Consider the following 18,192-nt stretch of genomic DNA (forward strand, 5'->3'; position numbering starts at 1 on the left):
TATGAGAAAGAAAAGATTAACAAGAAAACAGAGGATTATGAGAAAAAGAATTACAATTGCCGCGTGTATAGCAGTAGTAGTTGTTGTGATTATTGTAGCAGTAGTATTGTTATTAAATGCTAACAGGAAAAAGTCAACGGATACTAATGATAATACAATAGTTACAACAAGCGATAGCAGTAATAACACAGAGTCTAAGGCAGGTGATAGTATTAATTCATCTAATAACAGCACAGATACAGCGAGTAAATCTGATGCTTCAAATGTTAATAGTTCAGATGATAAGAGCACAGAGAGCCAGCAGACAGATGATAAAAAAGGGTCATCAACAGGAGATGGCGTAACTAAGACATCTAAGGGATTTACTATTGATAACAGAAATGGAGCAACATATATAGATGGTTACTTAATAGCCAATAAGACATATGCACTTCCAAGTACATTTATTCCAGAAAATCCAGAAGTACCTGTAACAGAGGCAAGAAGTAATAAGAGCCTTGACAAGGATTTAATGACGGCTTTCAGAAAAATGCAGGCAGATGCGACAGCAAAAGGACTTAATATCTATATTGCGAGTGGTTACCGTTCATATGATTATCAGGTGGGTCTTTACAATAGATATGTAGCCAACGATGGAAAAGCTGCGGCAGATACTTATTCATCAAGACCGGGTAATTCAGAACATCAGACAGGTCTATGCTTTGATTTGAATTCGATAGAAGACAGCTTTCAGTATACAAGTGAAGGTAAATGGGTTAATGATAACTGTTATAAATATGGTTTCTGCATAAGATTTCCAAAGGGAAAGGATGCTTATACAGGTTACCAGTATGAATCATGGCATTTAAGATATGTTGGAACTGAATTAGCAGAGAAGCTTTATAATAATGGTGATTGGATTTCATTAGAAGAATATTTCGGAATAACAAGCGAATATCCTGATTAATAAATATAAAATAATAAGAGAGCCATAGTTTAAATGAAACTGTGGCTCTTATTGTTATTTTTATATTATATTGTACTATGGCAATGAATAACTATTATACATATTCTTTGCACAGATTAATAAACTGTTTGATAGATGGAGTCAAAAATTTATCTTTATGGTAAATAATATAGAAATTTCTACTGAAAATTAAATCCTGTACCTTTACTGTAGAAATTAATCCTTGTTTTAATGATGGAATAATCATTCTATTTGGTAAAACAGAAATACCTAGTCCGTTGATCGTGGCGTTGATTAGTGCTGTTGTACTCATAGCTTCCCATACTGGAATAATATGAATGCCAGCTTGTGTAGTAACACGATCAAAAACTTCACGTGTTCCGCTTCCTTTTTCACGTAATAGAAAACGCTGCTTTTGAAATACTTCTATGGGTATATTCTGCCCATCTTTCCATCCTTTATTAGTATCGCAAATAACACTTAAATAGTCTTGCATATAGGCTTCAGATACGATGTTAGAATTATGCGATATACCTTCAATTAACGCACAATCTAACTCGTTTGCAAGTATTTTTTGCTCCAGTCGTTCAGATTGTTCGATAGTTACTCTTACATCTATTTCTGGACATATTTCATAGAAAGACTTTACATAATTTGGTAAAAATTGAGAGCCAATTGTTATGCTTGCTCCTATGCGAATGATGCCTTTGGAATCCCAGTCGCGAAATCCAGTTTCCATATCTGAAAATAAGTCGGATATGTGTATTGCATATTGAAGAAAATGTTGTCCAGCACTAGTGATTTGGAGTCTTCGCCCTATGCGGTCAAAAAGCTGTACCCCATAATATTGTTCTATTTCTTTGATGGCAAGGCTTACAGCTGGCTGTGTTATATGTAAAGCAGATGCAGCTTTTGTAGAATTATATCCATTTTCACATACAGCACGAAAAATTATCATATGTCGTAGTGTCATTATAAACTCCTTATATCAAATTACTTATTATTTATGTAAGATTATATTATTTCAATTATTAGGAATCAAGTGATATAGTATTAAAAAATAGGAAGGATGGAATTCTAGAGATGAGCATCTGGTATAAGTATAGAAAATTATTTTTATCAACTTTTGAATTAAGTGCTTGTACATTTGGAGGAGGATTTGTAATAATTCCTTTAATGAGGAAAAAGTTTGTTGAGGAACTAGGCTGGATAGAGGAAGAAGAGATGCTGGATTTAACAGCAATTGCACAAGCTTCGCCAGGTGCGATAGCAGTAAATGCTTCAATTATGTTGGGGTATCATATAGCAGGCATCCCAGGAGCTATACTTGCGGTATTGGGAACAGTATTGCCCCCATTAATAATCATTTCAATAATTTCGATGTTCTATCAGGCATTTCGTAATAATGTTATTGTTAGTATGGCAATGAGAGGGATGCTTTGCGGAGTTGCTGCTGTGATTTGCGATGTTGTAATAAATATGGCAAAGAGTATATTTCAAAAAAAACGACCGCTACCAATTATAATAATGTTGGCTTCATTTATAGCTGTACGTTACTTATCTATAAATATCATTATAGTTATTTTTGTCTGTGGTTGTATTGGAACATTAGATATATGGATTAAAAATATGAAACGGAAAGCAGGTAATAAGCAATGATATATCTTGAATTGTTCTGGAGCTTTTTTAAAATTGGATTGTTAAGTATTGGTGGTGGGTATGCTGCTATGCCAATAATACAAAATCAGGTGATTGATATTCACCATTGGCTTACAATGACACAGTTTACTGATATTATAACTATTGCTGAAATGACACCAGGTCCAATAGCAATTAACTCTGCTTCATTTGTGGGAATTCAGGTCGCTGGATTTTGTGGTGCTGTTATTGCAACTGTTGGCTGTGTATTTCCATCCTGCGTCATTGTAATGGTGCTTGCTTACATGTATTATCGTTATCGTGGACTCGATATGGTACAGGGCATTCTTTCAGGGCTACGACCGGCTGTAATAGCAATGATTGCATCAGCAGGTATTTCATTGTTAATTATGGCGTTTTATGGACAAAGCACGCTTCCTAATAATCTTACATCTTTGGATGTTGTAGCTTTGATAATTTTTGCTATTGATATTTTTATCTTAAGAAAATGGAAGTCTAATCCTCTTTGGGTTATGTTATGCTCTGGCATCGTAGGAATTGTTCTATATTTACTTGTTTAATAGATAAATTAATTAATTGAAATCTCTTCAATAGTTGTTATTGGTGCAGTTGTAGGTATTCTGTAAAGTGTTGACTGATCTTCATAATATGAGAAGAAGGTATACTTGGAAGTACAGTGAATACCTGATATTTCGCCAACGGCTACATATTCTAACTGAGTCCCGTCAACATTCATTCTGTAAAGACCGGCATTGTCACCGCCCTCAACGTGGAAGAATATTTTATTACCATATACGTTGTAGTTAATTACTTTGCCATTTTCAGGTGCATATAAAAGTTCGAGTGTCTTATTTGACATATTAAGTCTTACAAGTGAATACTGTTTGTCAAGGTCTATATAATAAGCGTAATTATTATCAATCAATGTAAGGTAAGAATTGCTGTCGTAGTAATTAACAATCTGACAGGTCTTAGTATCCATAGAAAGTATATGGTGACGTCCGTTAGGGTCTGAGAAGTAAAGCTTTCCATTATATATACTTGTTGGAGAATAAGGCGTGTCAGATATTATAGAATTATTCTTGCCATCAATGTCTACTTTATAAAATGTAAGGGCTGTTGTGTCATCATAATGCTGGTAAAATACAGTGTTACCACTAAGACTTGCTGCACCGGAACGGTCATTATATAAAATTTTTGAATGGCTTCCGTCTAAATCACATCTGTAAAGACCAAAAAGCTGGCCTCTGAATACCATTCCGATAGTACTTTTATTAAAATTATTCTTTACATAGTATATGTAATTGCCACATACGTTAAGGTAGGCAACGCTGTCATCATTTATTTTGGAAATGTTCGTACAGTCAGAATTCATAACATATAATTTGTTGTAATCGTCAGGGTTGGCAAAATATATTTTGTCATTATATTCGCAGAATAGCCCTCCATTGATAAGATTGCCTGCTGTGTTGCCAATAGCATTGTCGTTGTTATGTACTGTCTGGTTCTTCTTAAAATAAAAAAATCCGCCAACACCAGCAGCTGCAATTACTAAGACAACAATAATTATTGTAATGGTCTTTTTCATATTGTAATCTCCATTCTGTAGTATTTTATATAATTAATCAGTATTATTAATAGTTGTTAATTATTTACTTACATATTACAAAAAATATGATACAATATCAATGGTTTAAAGCAATAAAGATTACGAGGTTGAAAAATGTTAGATTTGAATGTAATAAGAGAGCAGATTGACGGTATTGATAAACAGCTTGTCGATTTGTTTGAACAGAGAATGAAGCTTACAAAGGAAGTTGCAGAGTACAAAATCCAGACAGGAAAGAAAGTTCTTGATACACAGAGAGAACGTGCGAAGATTGAAGCTGTTACAAAGCTTGTTAAAAATGAGGCTAATGTCCATGCCATTGATGACTTATTTTCACAGATTATGGCTAATTCAAGAAAAGGACAGTATCAGCTTCTTGAAGCTATGGGTCAGACTTTAAGAGAACCTTATGAGGCTATAGAAAGCATTAATAAAGAGGGTGTTAAGATTGTATATCAGGGAGTTCCGGGTGCATACACACAGGAAGCTGCCTGCAATTTCTTTGGGGAGGACTGTGATAATTATGGTGTTCCTACCTGGAGAGACGTTATGGAAGCAGTTAAGAATAAGGAAGCTGATTATGGTGTGCTTCCAATTGAGAATTCTACAACGGGAAGTGTTGTAGGTGTATATGATTTATTACAGGAATATGATAACTACATAATTGCTGAGACATTTGTTAATATAGATCACGTTCTTGTAGGACTTAAGGGAACAGATATTAATAAGGTTACAACTGTATATTCGCACCCACAGGGAATTATGCAGTGCGACCATTTCCTTAATACACACAAGGATTGGCAGAGAATTCATCAGGCTAATACAGCTATGGCGGCTAAGATGCTATTATCAGAAAATGATCACACGCACGTTGCAATATCTAGTAAGAAAGCTGCACAGATATATGGTCTTGAAGTATTAGAAACAGGTATTGCTGACTTATCTAACAATACAACCAGATTTGTAATAATAACTAATGCAAGACGTTTCTTAAAAAATGCTAACAAGACAAGTATAGTATTCGAGACAGCCAATGAGGCAGGAACACTTTATAATCTTTTAAGCCACATAATATATAATGGGCTTAATATGTATAAAATCGAGTCAAGACCAGCAGATAAGCAGTGGGATTATAAGTTCTTTGTGGATTTCGAGGGTAATATTGATGATCCCCGCGTTATGAATGCGTTAAGAGGAATACAGGAAGAAGCTAAGTCAATCAAGCTTCTGGGTAACTACTAAAAATATCTGTAGTGTAATAATAATATTAATTGTTATAGCATAAAAACTATATTTAAAATAATGTTGAAAAATGCCACAACTTAGTGTATCTTAAAACTATGAGCTGTACGACTGGCGGAAAGCATATTATACAGAGCTTTTAATTGGTTAAAGTTATGGAATATGTGTGGGATTACCCACAGGGAGTACAGTATATATATGATTATCAGCCGACCGCCTGGGCAGCCCCTTAAAAGGTTACCCAGATAAGGTCGGCTTTTTTGTATAAATTATACAAAAGGCACTTTGTGCCGATTATGCACACTTGCACGAAGATGTAGCTTGCCAAAGGCGACTGCACATAGTGCGGTATGTGCTTTGTACATTTTTTACAGACTGTATGAAAAACAGAAATGGAGGATTATTATGCAGATTACAACACTTGAAAAGGAATTATCGGGTTGTTCTTATCCGGGAAGAGGAATTGTTATCGGAAGATCAGCAGACGGAACAAAGGCTGTTACAGCATATTTTATTATGGGAAGAAGTGCTAACAGCCGTAACAGAGTATTCGTTGAGGACAAGGAAGGAATAAGAACAGAGGCGTTTGACCCAAGTAAGCTTGAAGATCCAAGCCTTATAATATATGCTCCAGTACGTGTTCTTGGAAAGAAGACAATCGTTACTAATGGTGACCAGACAGATACGGTATATGACCTTATGAGTACAGGAAAGACATTTGAAGAATCATTAAGAACAAGGGAATTTGAACCAGATGCTCCTAACTTTACTCCTAGAATATCAGGTCTTATGACAGTCGATAACGGTGAATATGATTATGCAATGTCAATATTAAAGAGCCACAACGGCAATCCTAACCAGTGTGACAGATTTACATTTACATATGATGCACCAATTGCAGGAGAGGGACATTTTATTCATACATATATGAATGATGGTTCACCACTTCCAAGCTTTGAGGGAGAACCTGTATTAGTCAGAATAGAAGGCAATATTGATACATTTACTAATATGGTATGGGAAAATCTTAATGAAGATAATAAAGTATCACTTTTTGTAAGATTTATTGATATCAAGACAGGTGAATATGAAACAAGAATTATCAATAAGAATAAATAATAAGAACTACTAACTAAGAACTATTAATATAATAAATAATTAAGAATTAATAATAGGAATTAATAAATGAATGGAGAATAGTTATGAACGAATTTCAGTTAAAATATGGCTGCAACCCTAATCAGAAGCCATCAAGAATATTTATGGAAGACGGAAGCGGGCTTCCAGTAGAAATCCTTAATGGAAGACCAGGTTATATCAATTTCTTAGATGCATTCAATGGCTATCAGCTTGTTAAGGAATTAAAGGAAGCAACAGGACTTCCAGCTGCAACTTCATTTAAGCATGTATCACCAGCAGGTGCGGCAGTAGGACTTCCTCTTAGTGAAGTAGAGAAGAAGATATACTGGGTAGATGAGAATATCGGAGAGCTTTCACCACTCGCCTGTGCTTATGCAAGAGCAAGAGGTGCAGACAGAATGTCATCATTTGGTGATTTCATATCATTATCAGATGAGTGTGATGCTTCAACAGCAAAGCTTATCCAGCACGAAGTATCAGATGGTATTATCGCTCCTGGTTTCACAGATGAAGCTTTAGAGATACTTAAGGGCAAGAAGAAGGGTAATTACAATATAATTAAGATTGACCCTTCATACCGTCCAGCACCAGTTGAGAGAAAGCAGGTATATGGTGTTACATTTGAGCAGGGACGTAATGAATTCAAGATTAATGAAGAGCTTCTTGAAAATGTTGTTACAGAGAATAAAGAAATTCCAAAGCAGGCAAAGATTGATTTAATAATTGCCCTTATTACATTAAAGTATACACAGTCTAACTCAGTATGCTATGCAAAGAATGGACAGGCAATCGGTATCGGAGCTGGACAGCAGTCAAGAATTCACTGTACAAGACTTGCAGGACAGAAGGCTGATAACTGGTATCTTCGTCAGAACCCTAAGGTATTAGAACTTCCATTTAAGGAAGGTGTAGGCAGAGCTGACAGAGATAATGCAATTGATCTTTACATTGGTGATGAATATATGGATATTCTTGAAGATGGAGCATGGGAGAGAGTATTTACAGAGAAGCCAGAAGCGTTTACTAAGGAAGAAAAGAGAGTATGGCTTGATGGCAACACAAATGTTGCACTCGGTTCAGATGCGTTCTTCCCATTTGGCGATAATATTGAGAGAGCATATAAGAGCGGTGTTAAGTATATTGCACAGCCAGGTGGTTCAATAAGAGATGATAATGTTATTGAAACCTGCAACAAGAGAGGCATTGCAATGTGCTTTACAGGAATGAGATTATTCCACCACTAATTAAAAGTATTTTTGATAAAAGATATCCGCGATATAAAATGAGCAATTAATTACTTTCTGGAATTAGTTTATTCCATTTTCTGGAATATTTAATAAAAATTTAAAGAGTATATAATTGGTACTTTATTTTTTCAATTTAATGTGATAAAATACTAAAGATTAAAAGAGGTGACAGCTGTCATTGAAGTTGTCATCTCTATTTTTTTTGATGATTTATTGTATTATATCGTCTGGCAATAATTCATCAATGATTTTTATACTTTTAGGAGGTTTTTTATGAAAGACGAGCAGTTTAAGCCGTATATACCTGCGGATAAGATTACTCCAGAATTCACAGTAACATCTGTTATTATGGGTATGCTTCTTGCTGTAGTATTCGGTGCTGCTAATGCTTACCTTGGTTTAAGGGTAGGTATGACTGTTTCAGCATCAATCCCAGCAGCCGTTATTTCTATGGGTGTTATACGTGTCATCATGAAAAAAGATTCTATCCTTGAGAGCAATATGGTTCAGACAATCGGCTCTGCGGGTGAATCGTTAGCAGCAGGTGCTATTTTTACATTGCCTGTATTATTCTTATGGGCTAAAGATGGAATTATGGATTCTCCATCACTTCTTACAATAATGTTAATATCTCTTTGCGGTGGTATTCTTGGTGTTCTATTTATGGTTCCACTTAGAAATGCACTTATCGTTAAAGAACACGGAACACTTCCTTATCCAGAAGGAACAGCTTGTGCTGAAGTATTACTTGCTGGTGAAGAAGGTGGAGCAAGTGCCAAGTCTGTATTTGCAGGTATGGGATTTGCAGCATTATTTAAGTTCATTACTGATGGAATTAAGGTTATTCCTAGTGTTATTACAGCACCTATTAAGTCGCTTAAGACAGAACTTTCAGCAGAAGTATATCCGGCATTACTTGGTGTAGGTTACATATGTGGACCTAAGATTGCATCATATATGTTTGCTGGTGGTATATTAGGCTGGTTCGTACTTATTCCGGCTATTGTAACTATTGTAACATTTGGTGGTTCAACAATACTTTATCCAGGTACAATCTCTATTGCTGATTTATATGCAACAAAGGGAGCAAGTGCAATCTGGAGTAATTACATCAAATATATCGGTGCTGGTGCCGTCGCAACAGGTGGTATTATAAGTCTTATTAAGTCATTACCACTTATTGTAAAAACATTCTCAGATGCTATCAAGGGAATGAAAGGTGATAAGAACACAGGTAAGCTTCGTACAGAACAGGATATTGATATGAAGGCTATTGCAATTGGTATTGTTGTTGTTACAATTGCTATCTGGCTTATTCCAGATATTCCTGTTACAATTCTTGGTGCTATTCTTATAGTAATATTTGGTTTCTTCTTCGCAACAGTATCTTCTCGTATGGTTGGTATTGTAGGAAGCAGTAACAACCCTGTATCAGGTATGGCTATTGCTACACTTTTATTTGCTACATTATGCCTTAAGGTTACAGGTGATGTAGGTGTTCATGGTATGAAGGGTGCTATCGGTATCGGTTCTGTAATCTGTATTATCGCAGCTATGGCTGGTGATACATCACAGGATTTAAAGACTGGTTATATCCTTGGTGCTACACCTAAGAAGCAGCAGATTGGTGAACTTTTAGGTGCAGTTATTGCAGCATTAACAATCGGTGGCGTTCTTGTTCTTCTTGACAGTGCATGGGGCTTTGGTACAACAGAACTTGCAGCTCCTCAGGCTACTCTTATGAAGACAATCGTAGAAGGTGTTATGCAAGGAAATCTTCCTTGGGCACTTGTGTTCATCGGTGTATTTATTGCATTAGTAATTGAAATACTTGGTATTTCAGTTCTTCCAGTAGCAATTGGTTTATACCTTCCATTAGAGCTTTCAGCAACAATTATGATTGGTGGACTTATCCGTCACTTTGTTGACAAGAAGTCTAAAGATAAGGATAAGGACAACGAAGCAAGTGGTGGAATTCTTTTCTGCTCAGGACTTATTGCTGGTGAAGGTCTTGTAGGTATTCTTCTTGCTATATTTGCAGTAGTTGGACTTGCAGATCCAATTGATTTATCAGGAAGCATTTCACTTGGAACAATCGGTTCTATTGTGTTAATGGTTATTATGGTTCTTTTAATATTAAAGAATGCAGTATGGACTAAGAGCAAAGAAAAGTAGAGTGTGAACGAATATGAAGACAAAATCTAAGAAGGCAAAGGCAGAAAGTGCTAATTACCTTGATTATGTGCCAATGCATAATGAGGATAAATATCCTTTTCAAACAGACGATAATGGTGCAGTAACAATAATGGTTGAGAATAAAGGTGTGTTTAATAAAATAGCACAGGTTGTATTCAGAAAGCCAAGAATATCAAAGATTCATCTTGATGAAATGGGTAATTTCATATGGCCATATATAGATGGTGCAAGAACGATATATGATATATCTGAGCTTGTGCACGAGCATTTTGGTGATAAAGCTGAGCCTTTGTATAAAAGACTTGTACAATATTTTAAGACACTTGAAAGTTATGGTTTTATAACATTCAATAAGTAAATACTTAGTTTAGATAAAAGGGCGTAGCAGCGGATGGCTGTTACGTCTTTTTTTAGTGCTTTTATTGTGTATAAGCATATATCTTTTATCAGTTTTACTGGAATATTACAAAATTTACCGAAAAACTTTACAACTGTCTTGTCAGTTGTAAAGTTTTGTAGTATACTTTGTGAAATTATAACGATTTCTGGAGGAATACATATGTCTATCGTAAGCGATATTGAAAAGTTAAAGAAAGAGAAGAACGCAGTAATACTTGCACATTATTATGTTGATGAAGATGTTCAGGACGTTGCTGATTATATAGGTGACTCGTTTTATTTAAGCAAGGTGGCTACTAAGGTGAGTCAGGACAGAATTATATTTGCTGGTGTTGAATTTATGGGAGAAAGTGCGAAAATCCTTAATCCTAAGAAAAGAGTGTTTATGCCGGATATGAATGCAGACTGTCCTATGGCACACATGGCTGACAAAGATGAGATACTTGCTTTAAGAGAAAAGTATGATGACCTTGCGGTTGTCTGTTATATTAATTCAACTGCTGAATTAAAGAAATATTCAGATGTATGTGTAACATCATCTAATGCAGTTAAGATTGTTAAAAATCTTCCTAATAAAAATATATTTTTTATACCAGACAGAAATCTGGGAAGCTATGTTGCGAAGCAATGTCCAGATAAGAATTTTATATTTAATAATGGCTGCTGCCCAAGACACGTTGTCATTACTAAAGATATGGTGTTAAAGGCTAAAGAATTACACCCAGAGGCTAGATTTGCAGCCCATCCTGAATGTACAGAAGATGTACTGGCATTTGCAGATTATGTTGGAAGCACATCAGGAATTATTGATTATGTTGTTGATACTGATGCAGATGAATATATTATCGGAACAGTTGATGGTGTGTTCAATGAGATAAGAAAGAAGGCACCAGACAAGAAGCTTTATACAGTTAAGCCTGACCAGGTATGCGTGAATATGAAAAAAGTTACGCTGGATAAGGTATTAGATGTTCTTGAAAATGATACTAATGAGGTATTCGTTGATGAAGAACTTGCACAGTGTGCATTAAAGCCGCTTAATAAAATGCTTGAGCTGGCAGCAAAATAATATGATTAATATTAAAATACATTGCAGATAAATGGTATATAACAAACTGGTATAATTAAAGAAATGGAGTAAAATTATGGAAACAGATGTATTAATAGTAGGCTGCGGCTGTTCAGGTCTTTATTGTGCACTCAATCTTCCGAGAGATAAGCGAATTCTTATGATAACAAGCAGTGATGCAGAAAGCAGTGATTCATATCTTGCACAGGGTGGAATGTGTATGTTAAAGGATGATAGTGATTATGACAGTTATTTTGAGGATACACTTAAAGCAGGACATTATGAAAATGATAAGAAATCAGTAGAGATAATGATTCGTTCGTCAAGAGATGTTGTCAAGGATTTAATTGAGACAGGTGCTGATTTTAAGAAAGATGAGCAGGGCAATCTTACATACACTAAAGAGGGAGCACACAGCAGTAACAGAATAATATTCCATGAGGACGTTACAGGAAAAGAGATAACAAGTCATCTGCTTGAAAGAGTAAGGGAGCTTCCTAATGTAACTTTATTAGAGAATACAAGGATGTTAGACATTATAAGCTATAATAATGAATGTCTTGGTGCGGTTATAAGAAAATCAGATAACAGCCTTATGACAGTTAAGGCAGATGTCACTGTTCTTGCAACAGGCGGAATAGGTGGTCTTTATAGACATTCAACTAATTTCAGACATCTTACAGGGGACTCGATTGCAATTGCTGTTAAGCATAATGTTGAATTAAAGGATATTAACTATGTCCAGATTCATCCAACAACATTTTATTCTAAAGATGAGAAGGACAGAAGCTTTCTTATATCTGAGTCAGTAAGAGGCGAGGGTGCAAAGCTTTATGACAAGAATGGCGACAGATTTGTTAATGAACTTCTGCCAAGGGATTTACTTACACAGGCTATATATGAGCAGATGAAAAAGGACGGAACAGATTACGTCTGGGAAGATTTAAGGACGATTCCAGAAGCTGAGCTGAAATCGCATTTTCCTAATATAGTTGAGCATTGCAGACAGCAGGGTTATGATGTCACTAAAGAATGTATACCGGTTGTACCAGCACAGCATTATTTTATGGGTGGCATAAAGGTTGATTATGAGAGCAGGACATCTATGGACAGATTATATGCAGTAGGTGAAACAGCCTGCAATGGTGTTCACGGAAGAAACAGGCTTGCGAGCAATTCACTTCTTGAAAGCCTTGTATTTGCCAAGAGAGCAGCTCATAATATGATAGATAGCGAATTAGCTGATAAACTTAATGCATCGGCCGATGCCTATGTTGCTAATATGAAGCTTACGGATTATGAAGATGAAAATGCCTTGAATGAATTATATGCAAAGCTTGTAAAAGATAAAATAGATGAAGCAGATGCAGGAAAGCAGACAGCATAAAAAGAAAAATATGATATAATATGACTACTTCGTAGTCACTTAGAAGTTTCTTCGAAACTTCGGATGCGTGGAAAAGCAACGCAAAAATATGGTATAATATGACTACTTCGTAGTCACTTAGAAGTTTCTTCGAAACTTCGGATGCGTGGAAAAGCAACGCAAAAATATGGTATAATATGACTACTTCGTAGTCACTTAGAAGTTTCTTCGAAACTTCGGATGCGTTGAAGAACAACGCAAAAATATGGTATAATCAGGAGAATAAATATGTTTGATAATGTTACTTTAAAATTAAATGCAGATCCGTTAATAATCAGTGCGTTAAAGGAAGATATAACAAGTGAAGATGTGTCGACTAACAGTGTTATGCCAGAACCTAAGAAGGGCGAGGTACAGCTTATATGCAAGCAGGATGGAATCATATGCGGACTTCCGATATTTGCAAGGGTATTCACACTTCTTGATGAGAATACAGTTGTTGATTTAAAAGTAAAAGATGGAGATAAAGTTACTAAGGGAGAGCTTCTTGCAGTTGTAACAGGTGACATAAAAGTGTTATTATGTGGGGAGAGAACAGCACTTAATTACTTACAGAGAATGAGTGGAATTGCTACATATACTAATGAAGTTGCCCAGTGTCTTGAAGGGACAGGTATTAAGCTTCTGGATACAAGAAAGACAACACCTAATAACAGATTGTTTGAGAAGTATGCGGTAAGAGTTGGTGGTGGCAATAACCACAGATACAATCTTACAGATGGTGTGCTTCTAAAGGATAATCATATAGGAGCGGCTGGCGGAGTAGCTAAGGCTGTTAGAATGGCAAAGGAATATGCACCATTTGTAAGAAAAATAGAAATTGAGGTTGAGAATCTTGATATGGTCCGTGAGGCTGTTGAAGCAGGAGCAGATATAATTATGCTTGATAATATGTCACACGATACTATGAAAGAAGCTCTTAATATAATTGACGGCAGGGCAGAGGTTGAAATATCTGGTAATATTACCAAAGAGAACCTTGAAAAGTTATCAGGACTTTCTGTTGATTATGTATCAAGCGGAGCACTTACACATTCAGCACCGATTATGGATATATCATTAAAAAATCTTCACCCAATTGAATAGATGAAAATGGAGAGATAGTATGAACGGAGAACAAAGACGTGAAAAAATAATAGATATTCTTAATAGTAGTAGTAAGCCTGTTTCGGGAGTTGCACTTGCCAGTATGCTTAATGTGAGCAGACAGGTAATTGTTCAGGATATAGCACTTATAAGAGCTTCTGATAATGAAATATCATCAACTAACAGGGGATATGTTATCCGTAAGAAGAATGAACATACAAGAATATTTAAGGTCGTTCATACAGAAGCAGATGCAGAAGCAGAGCTTAACAGTATTGTTGATATGGGTGGCTGGGTTAAAGATGTGTTCGTATATCACAAAGTATACGGAGTTATTAAGGCAGATCTTAATCTGCACTCAAGGCGTGATATTAAAGATTATATGGCAGAGATTGGAAATGGAAAGTCTAATCTGTTAATGAATGTCACATCAGGGTATCATTATCATACAGTGATAGCACCTGATGAGGACACGTTGGACATTATTCAGGAGAAGCTTGACAAGCTTGGTTTTCTTGCAAGATTACAGGAGTATGAACCTGTTGATTTCTGGAGCAGTAAAGCGTAAAATGTGAATTAGATACTTATTGATGAGCATTATAAATAACGCAGATCGTAAAATGATTAAGGTTATGCGTTAATGGAGGATATATGGTTAAACTTATTGCACTGGATTTGGACAGAACGACACTTACATCGGACGGACACTTATCTGAGGCTAACAAAAGAGCTTTAAGCGGGGCAATTAAAAGAGGTGTCCATGTATGTATTGCCAGCGGCAGGGCATTTGATACTCTTCCAGAGGAAGTGCTTAATGTGAAGGGAATAGAGTATGCAATAACAAGCAATGGTGCAAGTGTATACAGGATTGCAGATAGAAAATGTATTAAGTCATATATACTAAAACCACAGTCCGTTGATAATGTACTGTCGGTATGCAAGCAGTACCCTGTTACTTATGAGGCATTTATAAGAGGGTGTGCATATGCGGCAAAGGAGTATATTGACAATCCTGTAAAGTACGGTGCAACAGAAAATGCGATACAATATGTACGTTCCACAAGAATATTAAAAGAGAATATTATACAATTTATTAATGAGCATAGAAATGAACTTGATTGTATGGATGTTGTCCTTGATGATGACATTTTAAAGCGTAAGATTATTGATGAGCTTTATGAGTCTGACAAGGATATATATATTACAAGCTCAGTAAAACAGCTTATAGAAATATCCTATAAAGATGCTGGAAAGAGGTCAGGAGTACAATATCTTGCAGGACTTCTTGGCATAGACAGGAAAGATATTGCGGCATTTGGCGATGCGGATAATGATATTGATATGATACAATTCGCAGGCTGTGGTGTTGCTATGGGTAATGCAACAGAACATTTAAAGAGCATTGCTGATTATGTGACTAAAAGCAATGATGAAGATGGTGTGGCATATGCTATAGAGAATATATTGTTGAATTAAAAAAGTTATGCTGATTTATGTGAATATTTAAATGCCTGTATTTTAATATATCTGTCGAACTATATATATTATATATGATATATATAGCATACAAAGTGTACATAGGAATATATTGTTATGTGTCAATGGCTATATTAAAAGTGTTGGTGATATGAAATTGATATATATATCAAACATAAGTTGATAAATATCATAAAAATGTGTAATATATAATATTGGCTGTTGCCGTAATGATATGTGAATGTATAAGCGCATTATAGCATTGTATATAATTATATAATACATAGAAGTTATATGAGAATATGCGCAGAAATGAGGATGAAATGGATAATCAGAAATTAGCAGATTTATTATTTCCGGAAGTAGTTAATACTCCTGAATATTATGAAGAGAAATTCCCATATAGAAAGCTTCCTAATAAGGCAGAAGTTACACGTATGGCACCAAGTCCAACAGGATTTATTCATCTGGGCAATCTCTATAGTGCACTTGCTGATGAGAGAATTGCACACAGAAATGGTGGCGTATTTTATCTTAGAATAGAAGATACAGATGAGAAAAGAAAAGTTGATGGTGCAGTAGAAACAATTATTAATGTATTAAGATATTTTGATATTGAATTTGATGAGGGTGCTGGCTTTGATGATACAGATCCAAGAAATGCTTATGGACCATATTTCCAGAGACAGAGAGTTGAAATATATCATACATATGCTAAGAGTCTTGTAGAAAGAGGACTTGCTTACCCATGCTTTTGTACAGAGGAAGAACTTGATAAGGTAAGGGCAAAGCAGGAAGAAGATAAGGTTCTTACAGGTTATTATGGAGAATATGCGACTTGTCGTAACCTCTCTTATGAAGAGATAGAAGCTAATATTAAGGCTGGTAAGCCATATGTATTAAGACTTCGTTCACAGGGAAGCCCTGATAAGGAGATTACATTTGTTGATGCAATCAAGGGAGAGATTAAGCTTCCAGAGAATATACACGACATTGTGCTTTTAAAGAAAGATGGTATTCCAACATACCATTTTGCACATGCAATTGATGACCATCTTATGAGAACAACTACAGTTGTAAGAGGTGGTGAGTGGCTTGCATCAGCTCCTATACATTATGAGTTATTCCATTTATTGGGCTTTAAGATGCCGGCTTACGCACATACAGCACATCTTATGAAGTTTGATGAGGAGACAGGAGGCAAGAGAAAGTTATCTAAGAGAAAAGACCCAGAGCTTTCACTTGATTATTATAGGAAGGACGGATACCATCCATATACAATGAAGGTATATCTTCTTACGCTTCTTAATTCTAACTTTGAAGAGTGGCACGAGAAGTTCCCGGACAAGGATATCAATGAGTTCCCATTCTCAGTAGAGAAGATGAACCAGTCAGGTGCACTCTTTGATAAGGATAAGCTTCATAATATATGTAAGAATGAATTATCTAAGCTTTCAGAAGAAGAACTTTACGATTTCCTTTATGACTGGGCTAAGGAGAATGAACCAGAAAATGTAGAGAAATGGTTCGGCAATAAAGAAAAGATGTTACAAATTCTCCGTCTTTATATGGGTGTCGGTGCTAAGAGAAGAAGAAAAGATTTAATGTATGCAAAGCAGATATTTGAACTTATCTCTTATTTCTTTGACGGTGAGTCAGCAGAGGAAATGGACGAATTCAAGCTTGATGAAGATATGGTAAGTAAGATACTAAAGAGTTATCTTGCAAAGTATGACCATAATGATGATAATTCAGTATGGTTTAACAAGCTTAAGGAGATAGCAGATGAGCACGGCTTTGCTTCAGATATGAAGGCTTACAAGGCTAATCCGGAGAATTTCAAGGGAAATGTATCTGATATAGCTGAAGCTGTAAGAATTGCAGTTACAGGACGTGCCAATACACCTGACCTTTGGACAATCGTTCATATTATGGGTGAGGAGCAGATGACAGAAAGAATTAAGAAGCATATTAAGTAATTGTGCATAAGCAGATTAATAAACTGGGGAATTGATATACAAAAAGAATATTATACAAGTAGATTAATATACCAAAGAATTAATATGTGGACAGAACAATATGCTGGAATGGAGATTAATATGTCTAGAGAAGATGAAGGGCTTAAGCAGTTAGGCAATAAGACGAAGTATAGTATGGATTATGCACCTGGAGTGCTTGAAACATTTGAGAACAAACATCCGGACAATGATTATTTTGTAAAGTTTAATTGTCCTGAGTTTACAAGTCTTTGTCCTATAACAGGTCAGCCAGATTTTGCAACAATATATATATCATATATTCCTGATAAGCTTATGGTTGAATCAAAGTCACTTAAATTATATCTGTTCAGTTTCAGAAATCATGGTGATTTCCATGAGGACTGTGTGAATATAATTATGAAGGATTTAATCAGGCTTATGCAGCCAAGATATATAGAAGTGTGGGGCAAGTTCACTCCACGAGGAGGAATATCAATTGACCCATATTGCAATTATGGCAAGGAAGGAACTGCATTTGAGGATATGGCAAAGCAGAGACTTTTATGGCACGATATGAATCCTGAAAAGGTTGATAACAGATGATGTAAAGCTGGTAACAGATTAGTTATAAGGCTATTAAGATAGTTAGTTATATTAAATTAGATTAAAGCTGGAAGTATATGCTTAATATAGCGCAATTTTATTTAATTAATAAGTC

17 protein-coding genes and 1 riboswitch are annotated in these 18,192 nt (G+C 35.5%); of the genes, 15 read left to right on the forward strand and 2 right to left on the reverse strand.

Annotated features, from left to right (window positions below):
- Position 1 precedes the first annotated feature (1 nt).
- Positions 2–946 (forward strand): M15 family metallopeptidase, encoded by a 945-nt coding sequence (locus tag C7390_RS03885; RefSeq protein ID WP_022502900.1) that lies wholly within the window; start codon positions 2–4, stop codon positions 944–946.
- A gap of 94 nt (positions 947–1,040) precedes the next feature.
- Here the strand turns inward: C7390_RS03885 and C7390_RS03890 are convergent, their stop codons facing one another.
- On the reverse strand, positions 1,041–1,919 hold the full coding sequence (locus C7390_RS03890; protein WP_022502899.1) for a LysR family transcriptional regulator: 879 nt from the start codon (positions 1,917–1,919) through the stop codon (positions 1,041–1,043).
- Positions 1,920–2,029: 110 nt separating this feature from the next.
- Here C7390_RS03890 and C7390_RS03895 point away from each other — a divergent pair, with 110 nt between their 5' ends.
- Positions 2,030–2,605, forward strand: coding sequence for a chromate transporter (locus C7390_RS03895; RefSeq protein WP_022502898.1), 576 nt, complete (start codon positions 2,030–2,032; stop codon positions 2,603–2,605).
- On the forward strand, positions 2,602–3,165 hold the full coding sequence (locus tag C7390_RS03900) for a chromate transporter (RefSeq protein ID WP_116443641.1): 564 nt from the start codon (positions 2,602–2,604) through the stop codon (positions 3,163–3,165). The genes C7390_RS03895 and C7390_RS03900 overlap by 4 nt, the downstream gene beginning before the upstream one ends.
- An 8-nt stretch (positions 3,166–3,173) precedes the next feature.
- On the opposite strand, the gene C7390_RS03905 is transcribed toward C7390_RS03900, so the two are convergent.
- Positions 3,174–4,193 (reverse strand): DUF5050 domain-containing protein, encoded by a 1,020-nt coding sequence (locus C7390_RS03905; RefSeq protein WP_116443642.1) that lies wholly within the window; start codon positions 4,191–4,193, stop codon positions 3,174–3,176.
- A gap of 135 nt (positions 4,194–4,328) precedes the next feature.
- On the opposite strand from C7390_RS03905, the gene pheA reads away from it, so the two are divergent.
- The 12 genes from pheA to queF all read left to right on the forward strand — a co-directional run bounded on the left by pheA (position 4,329) and on the right by queF (position 18,077).
- Positions 4,329–5,456, forward strand: a complete 1,128-nt coding sequence (gene pheA / locus C7390_RS03910; RefSeq protein WP_022502895.1) for a prephenate dehydratase — start codon at positions 4,329–4,331, stop codon at positions 5,454–5,456.
- 97 nt (positions 5,457–5,553) lie between these two features.
- A riboswitch (ZMP/ZTP riboswitch) is annotated at positions 5,554–5,686 on the forward strand.
- 175 nt (positions 5,687–5,861) lie between these two features.
- Positions 5,862–6,575, forward strand: a complete 714-nt coding sequence (locus tag C7390_RS03915; RefSeq protein ID WP_022502894.1) for an IMP cyclohydrolase — start codon at positions 5,862–5,864, stop codon at positions 6,573–6,575.
- A gap of 83 nt (positions 6,576–6,658) precedes the next feature.
- Positions 6,659–7,840: a phosphoribosylaminoimidazolecarboxamide formyltransferase gene (locus C7390_RS03920; RefSeq protein ID WP_022502893.1), complete on the forward strand. Its 1,182-nt coding sequence runs from the start codon at positions 6,659–6,661 to the stop codon at positions 7,838–7,840.
- Between the two features lie 276 nt (positions 7,841–8,116).
- A complete protein-coding gene (locus tag C7390_RS03925; RefSeq protein WP_116443643.1) occupies positions 8,117–10,018 on the forward strand; it encodes an OPT family oligopeptide transporter in 1,902 nt (633 codons plus the stop codon).
- Between the two features lie 13 nt (positions 10,019–10,031).
- Positions 10,032–10,397 carry a PqqD family protein gene (locus C7390_RS03930; RefSeq protein WP_022502891.1) on the forward strand — a complete coding sequence of 122 codons (366 nt, stop codon included), beginning with the start codon at positions 10,032–10,034 and terminating at the stop codon, positions 10,395–10,397.
- Positions 10,398–10,598: 201 nt separating this feature from the next.
- Entirely contained in the window at positions 10,599–11,507 is a 909-nt protein-coding gene (gene nadA, locus C7390_RS03935; protein WP_022502890.1) for a quinolinate synthase NadA, read from the forward strand.
- A gap of 76 nt (positions 11,508–11,583) precedes the next feature.
- Entirely contained in the window at positions 11,584–12,894 is a 1,311-nt protein-coding gene (locus C7390_RS03940; RefSeq protein ID WP_055175544.1) for an L-aspartate oxidase, read from the forward strand.
- Positions 12,895–13,161: 267 nt separating this feature from the next.
- Complete coding sequence (gene nadC / locus C7390_RS03945; protein ID WP_022502888.1) at positions 13,162–14,019, forward strand: carboxylating nicotinate-nucleotide diphosphorylase; 858 nt, start codon at positions 13,162–13,164, stop codon at positions 14,017–14,019.
- 19 nt (positions 14,020–14,038) lie between these two features.
- On the forward strand, positions 14,039–14,587 hold the full coding sequence (locus C7390_RS03950; RefSeq protein WP_116443644.1) for a transcription repressor NadR: 549 nt from the start codon (positions 14,039–14,041) through the stop codon (positions 14,585–14,587).
- A gap of 83 nt (positions 14,588–14,670) precedes the next feature.
- Complete coding sequence (locus C7390_RS03955) at positions 14,671–15,495, forward strand: Cof-type HAD-IIB family hydrolase (protein ID WP_116443645.1); 825 nt, start codon at positions 14,671–14,673, stop codon at positions 15,493–15,495.
- 323 nt (positions 15,496–15,818) lie between these two features.
- The gene (gltX, locus tag C7390_RS03960; RefSeq protein ID WP_116443646.1) at positions 15,819–17,474 is read left to right on the forward strand and encodes a glutamate--tRNA ligase; all 1,656 of its coding nucleotides are present in this window, start codon (positions 15,819–15,821) and stop codon (positions 17,472–17,474) included.
- A gap of 120 nt (positions 17,475–17,594) precedes the next feature.
- Positions 17,595–18,077: a preQ(1) synthase gene (gene queF / locus C7390_RS03965; RefSeq protein ID WP_022502884.1), complete on the forward strand. Its 483-nt coding sequence runs from the start codon at positions 17,595–17,597 to the stop codon at positions 18,075–18,077.
- Positions 18,078–18,192: the final 115 nt, after the last annotated feature.

Source organism: Bacteroides galacturonicus, assembly GCF_003096855.1.
GTDB classification, from domain to species: Bacteria; Bacillota; Clostridia; order Lachnospirales; family Lachnospiraceae; genus Lachnospira; species Lachnospira rogosae.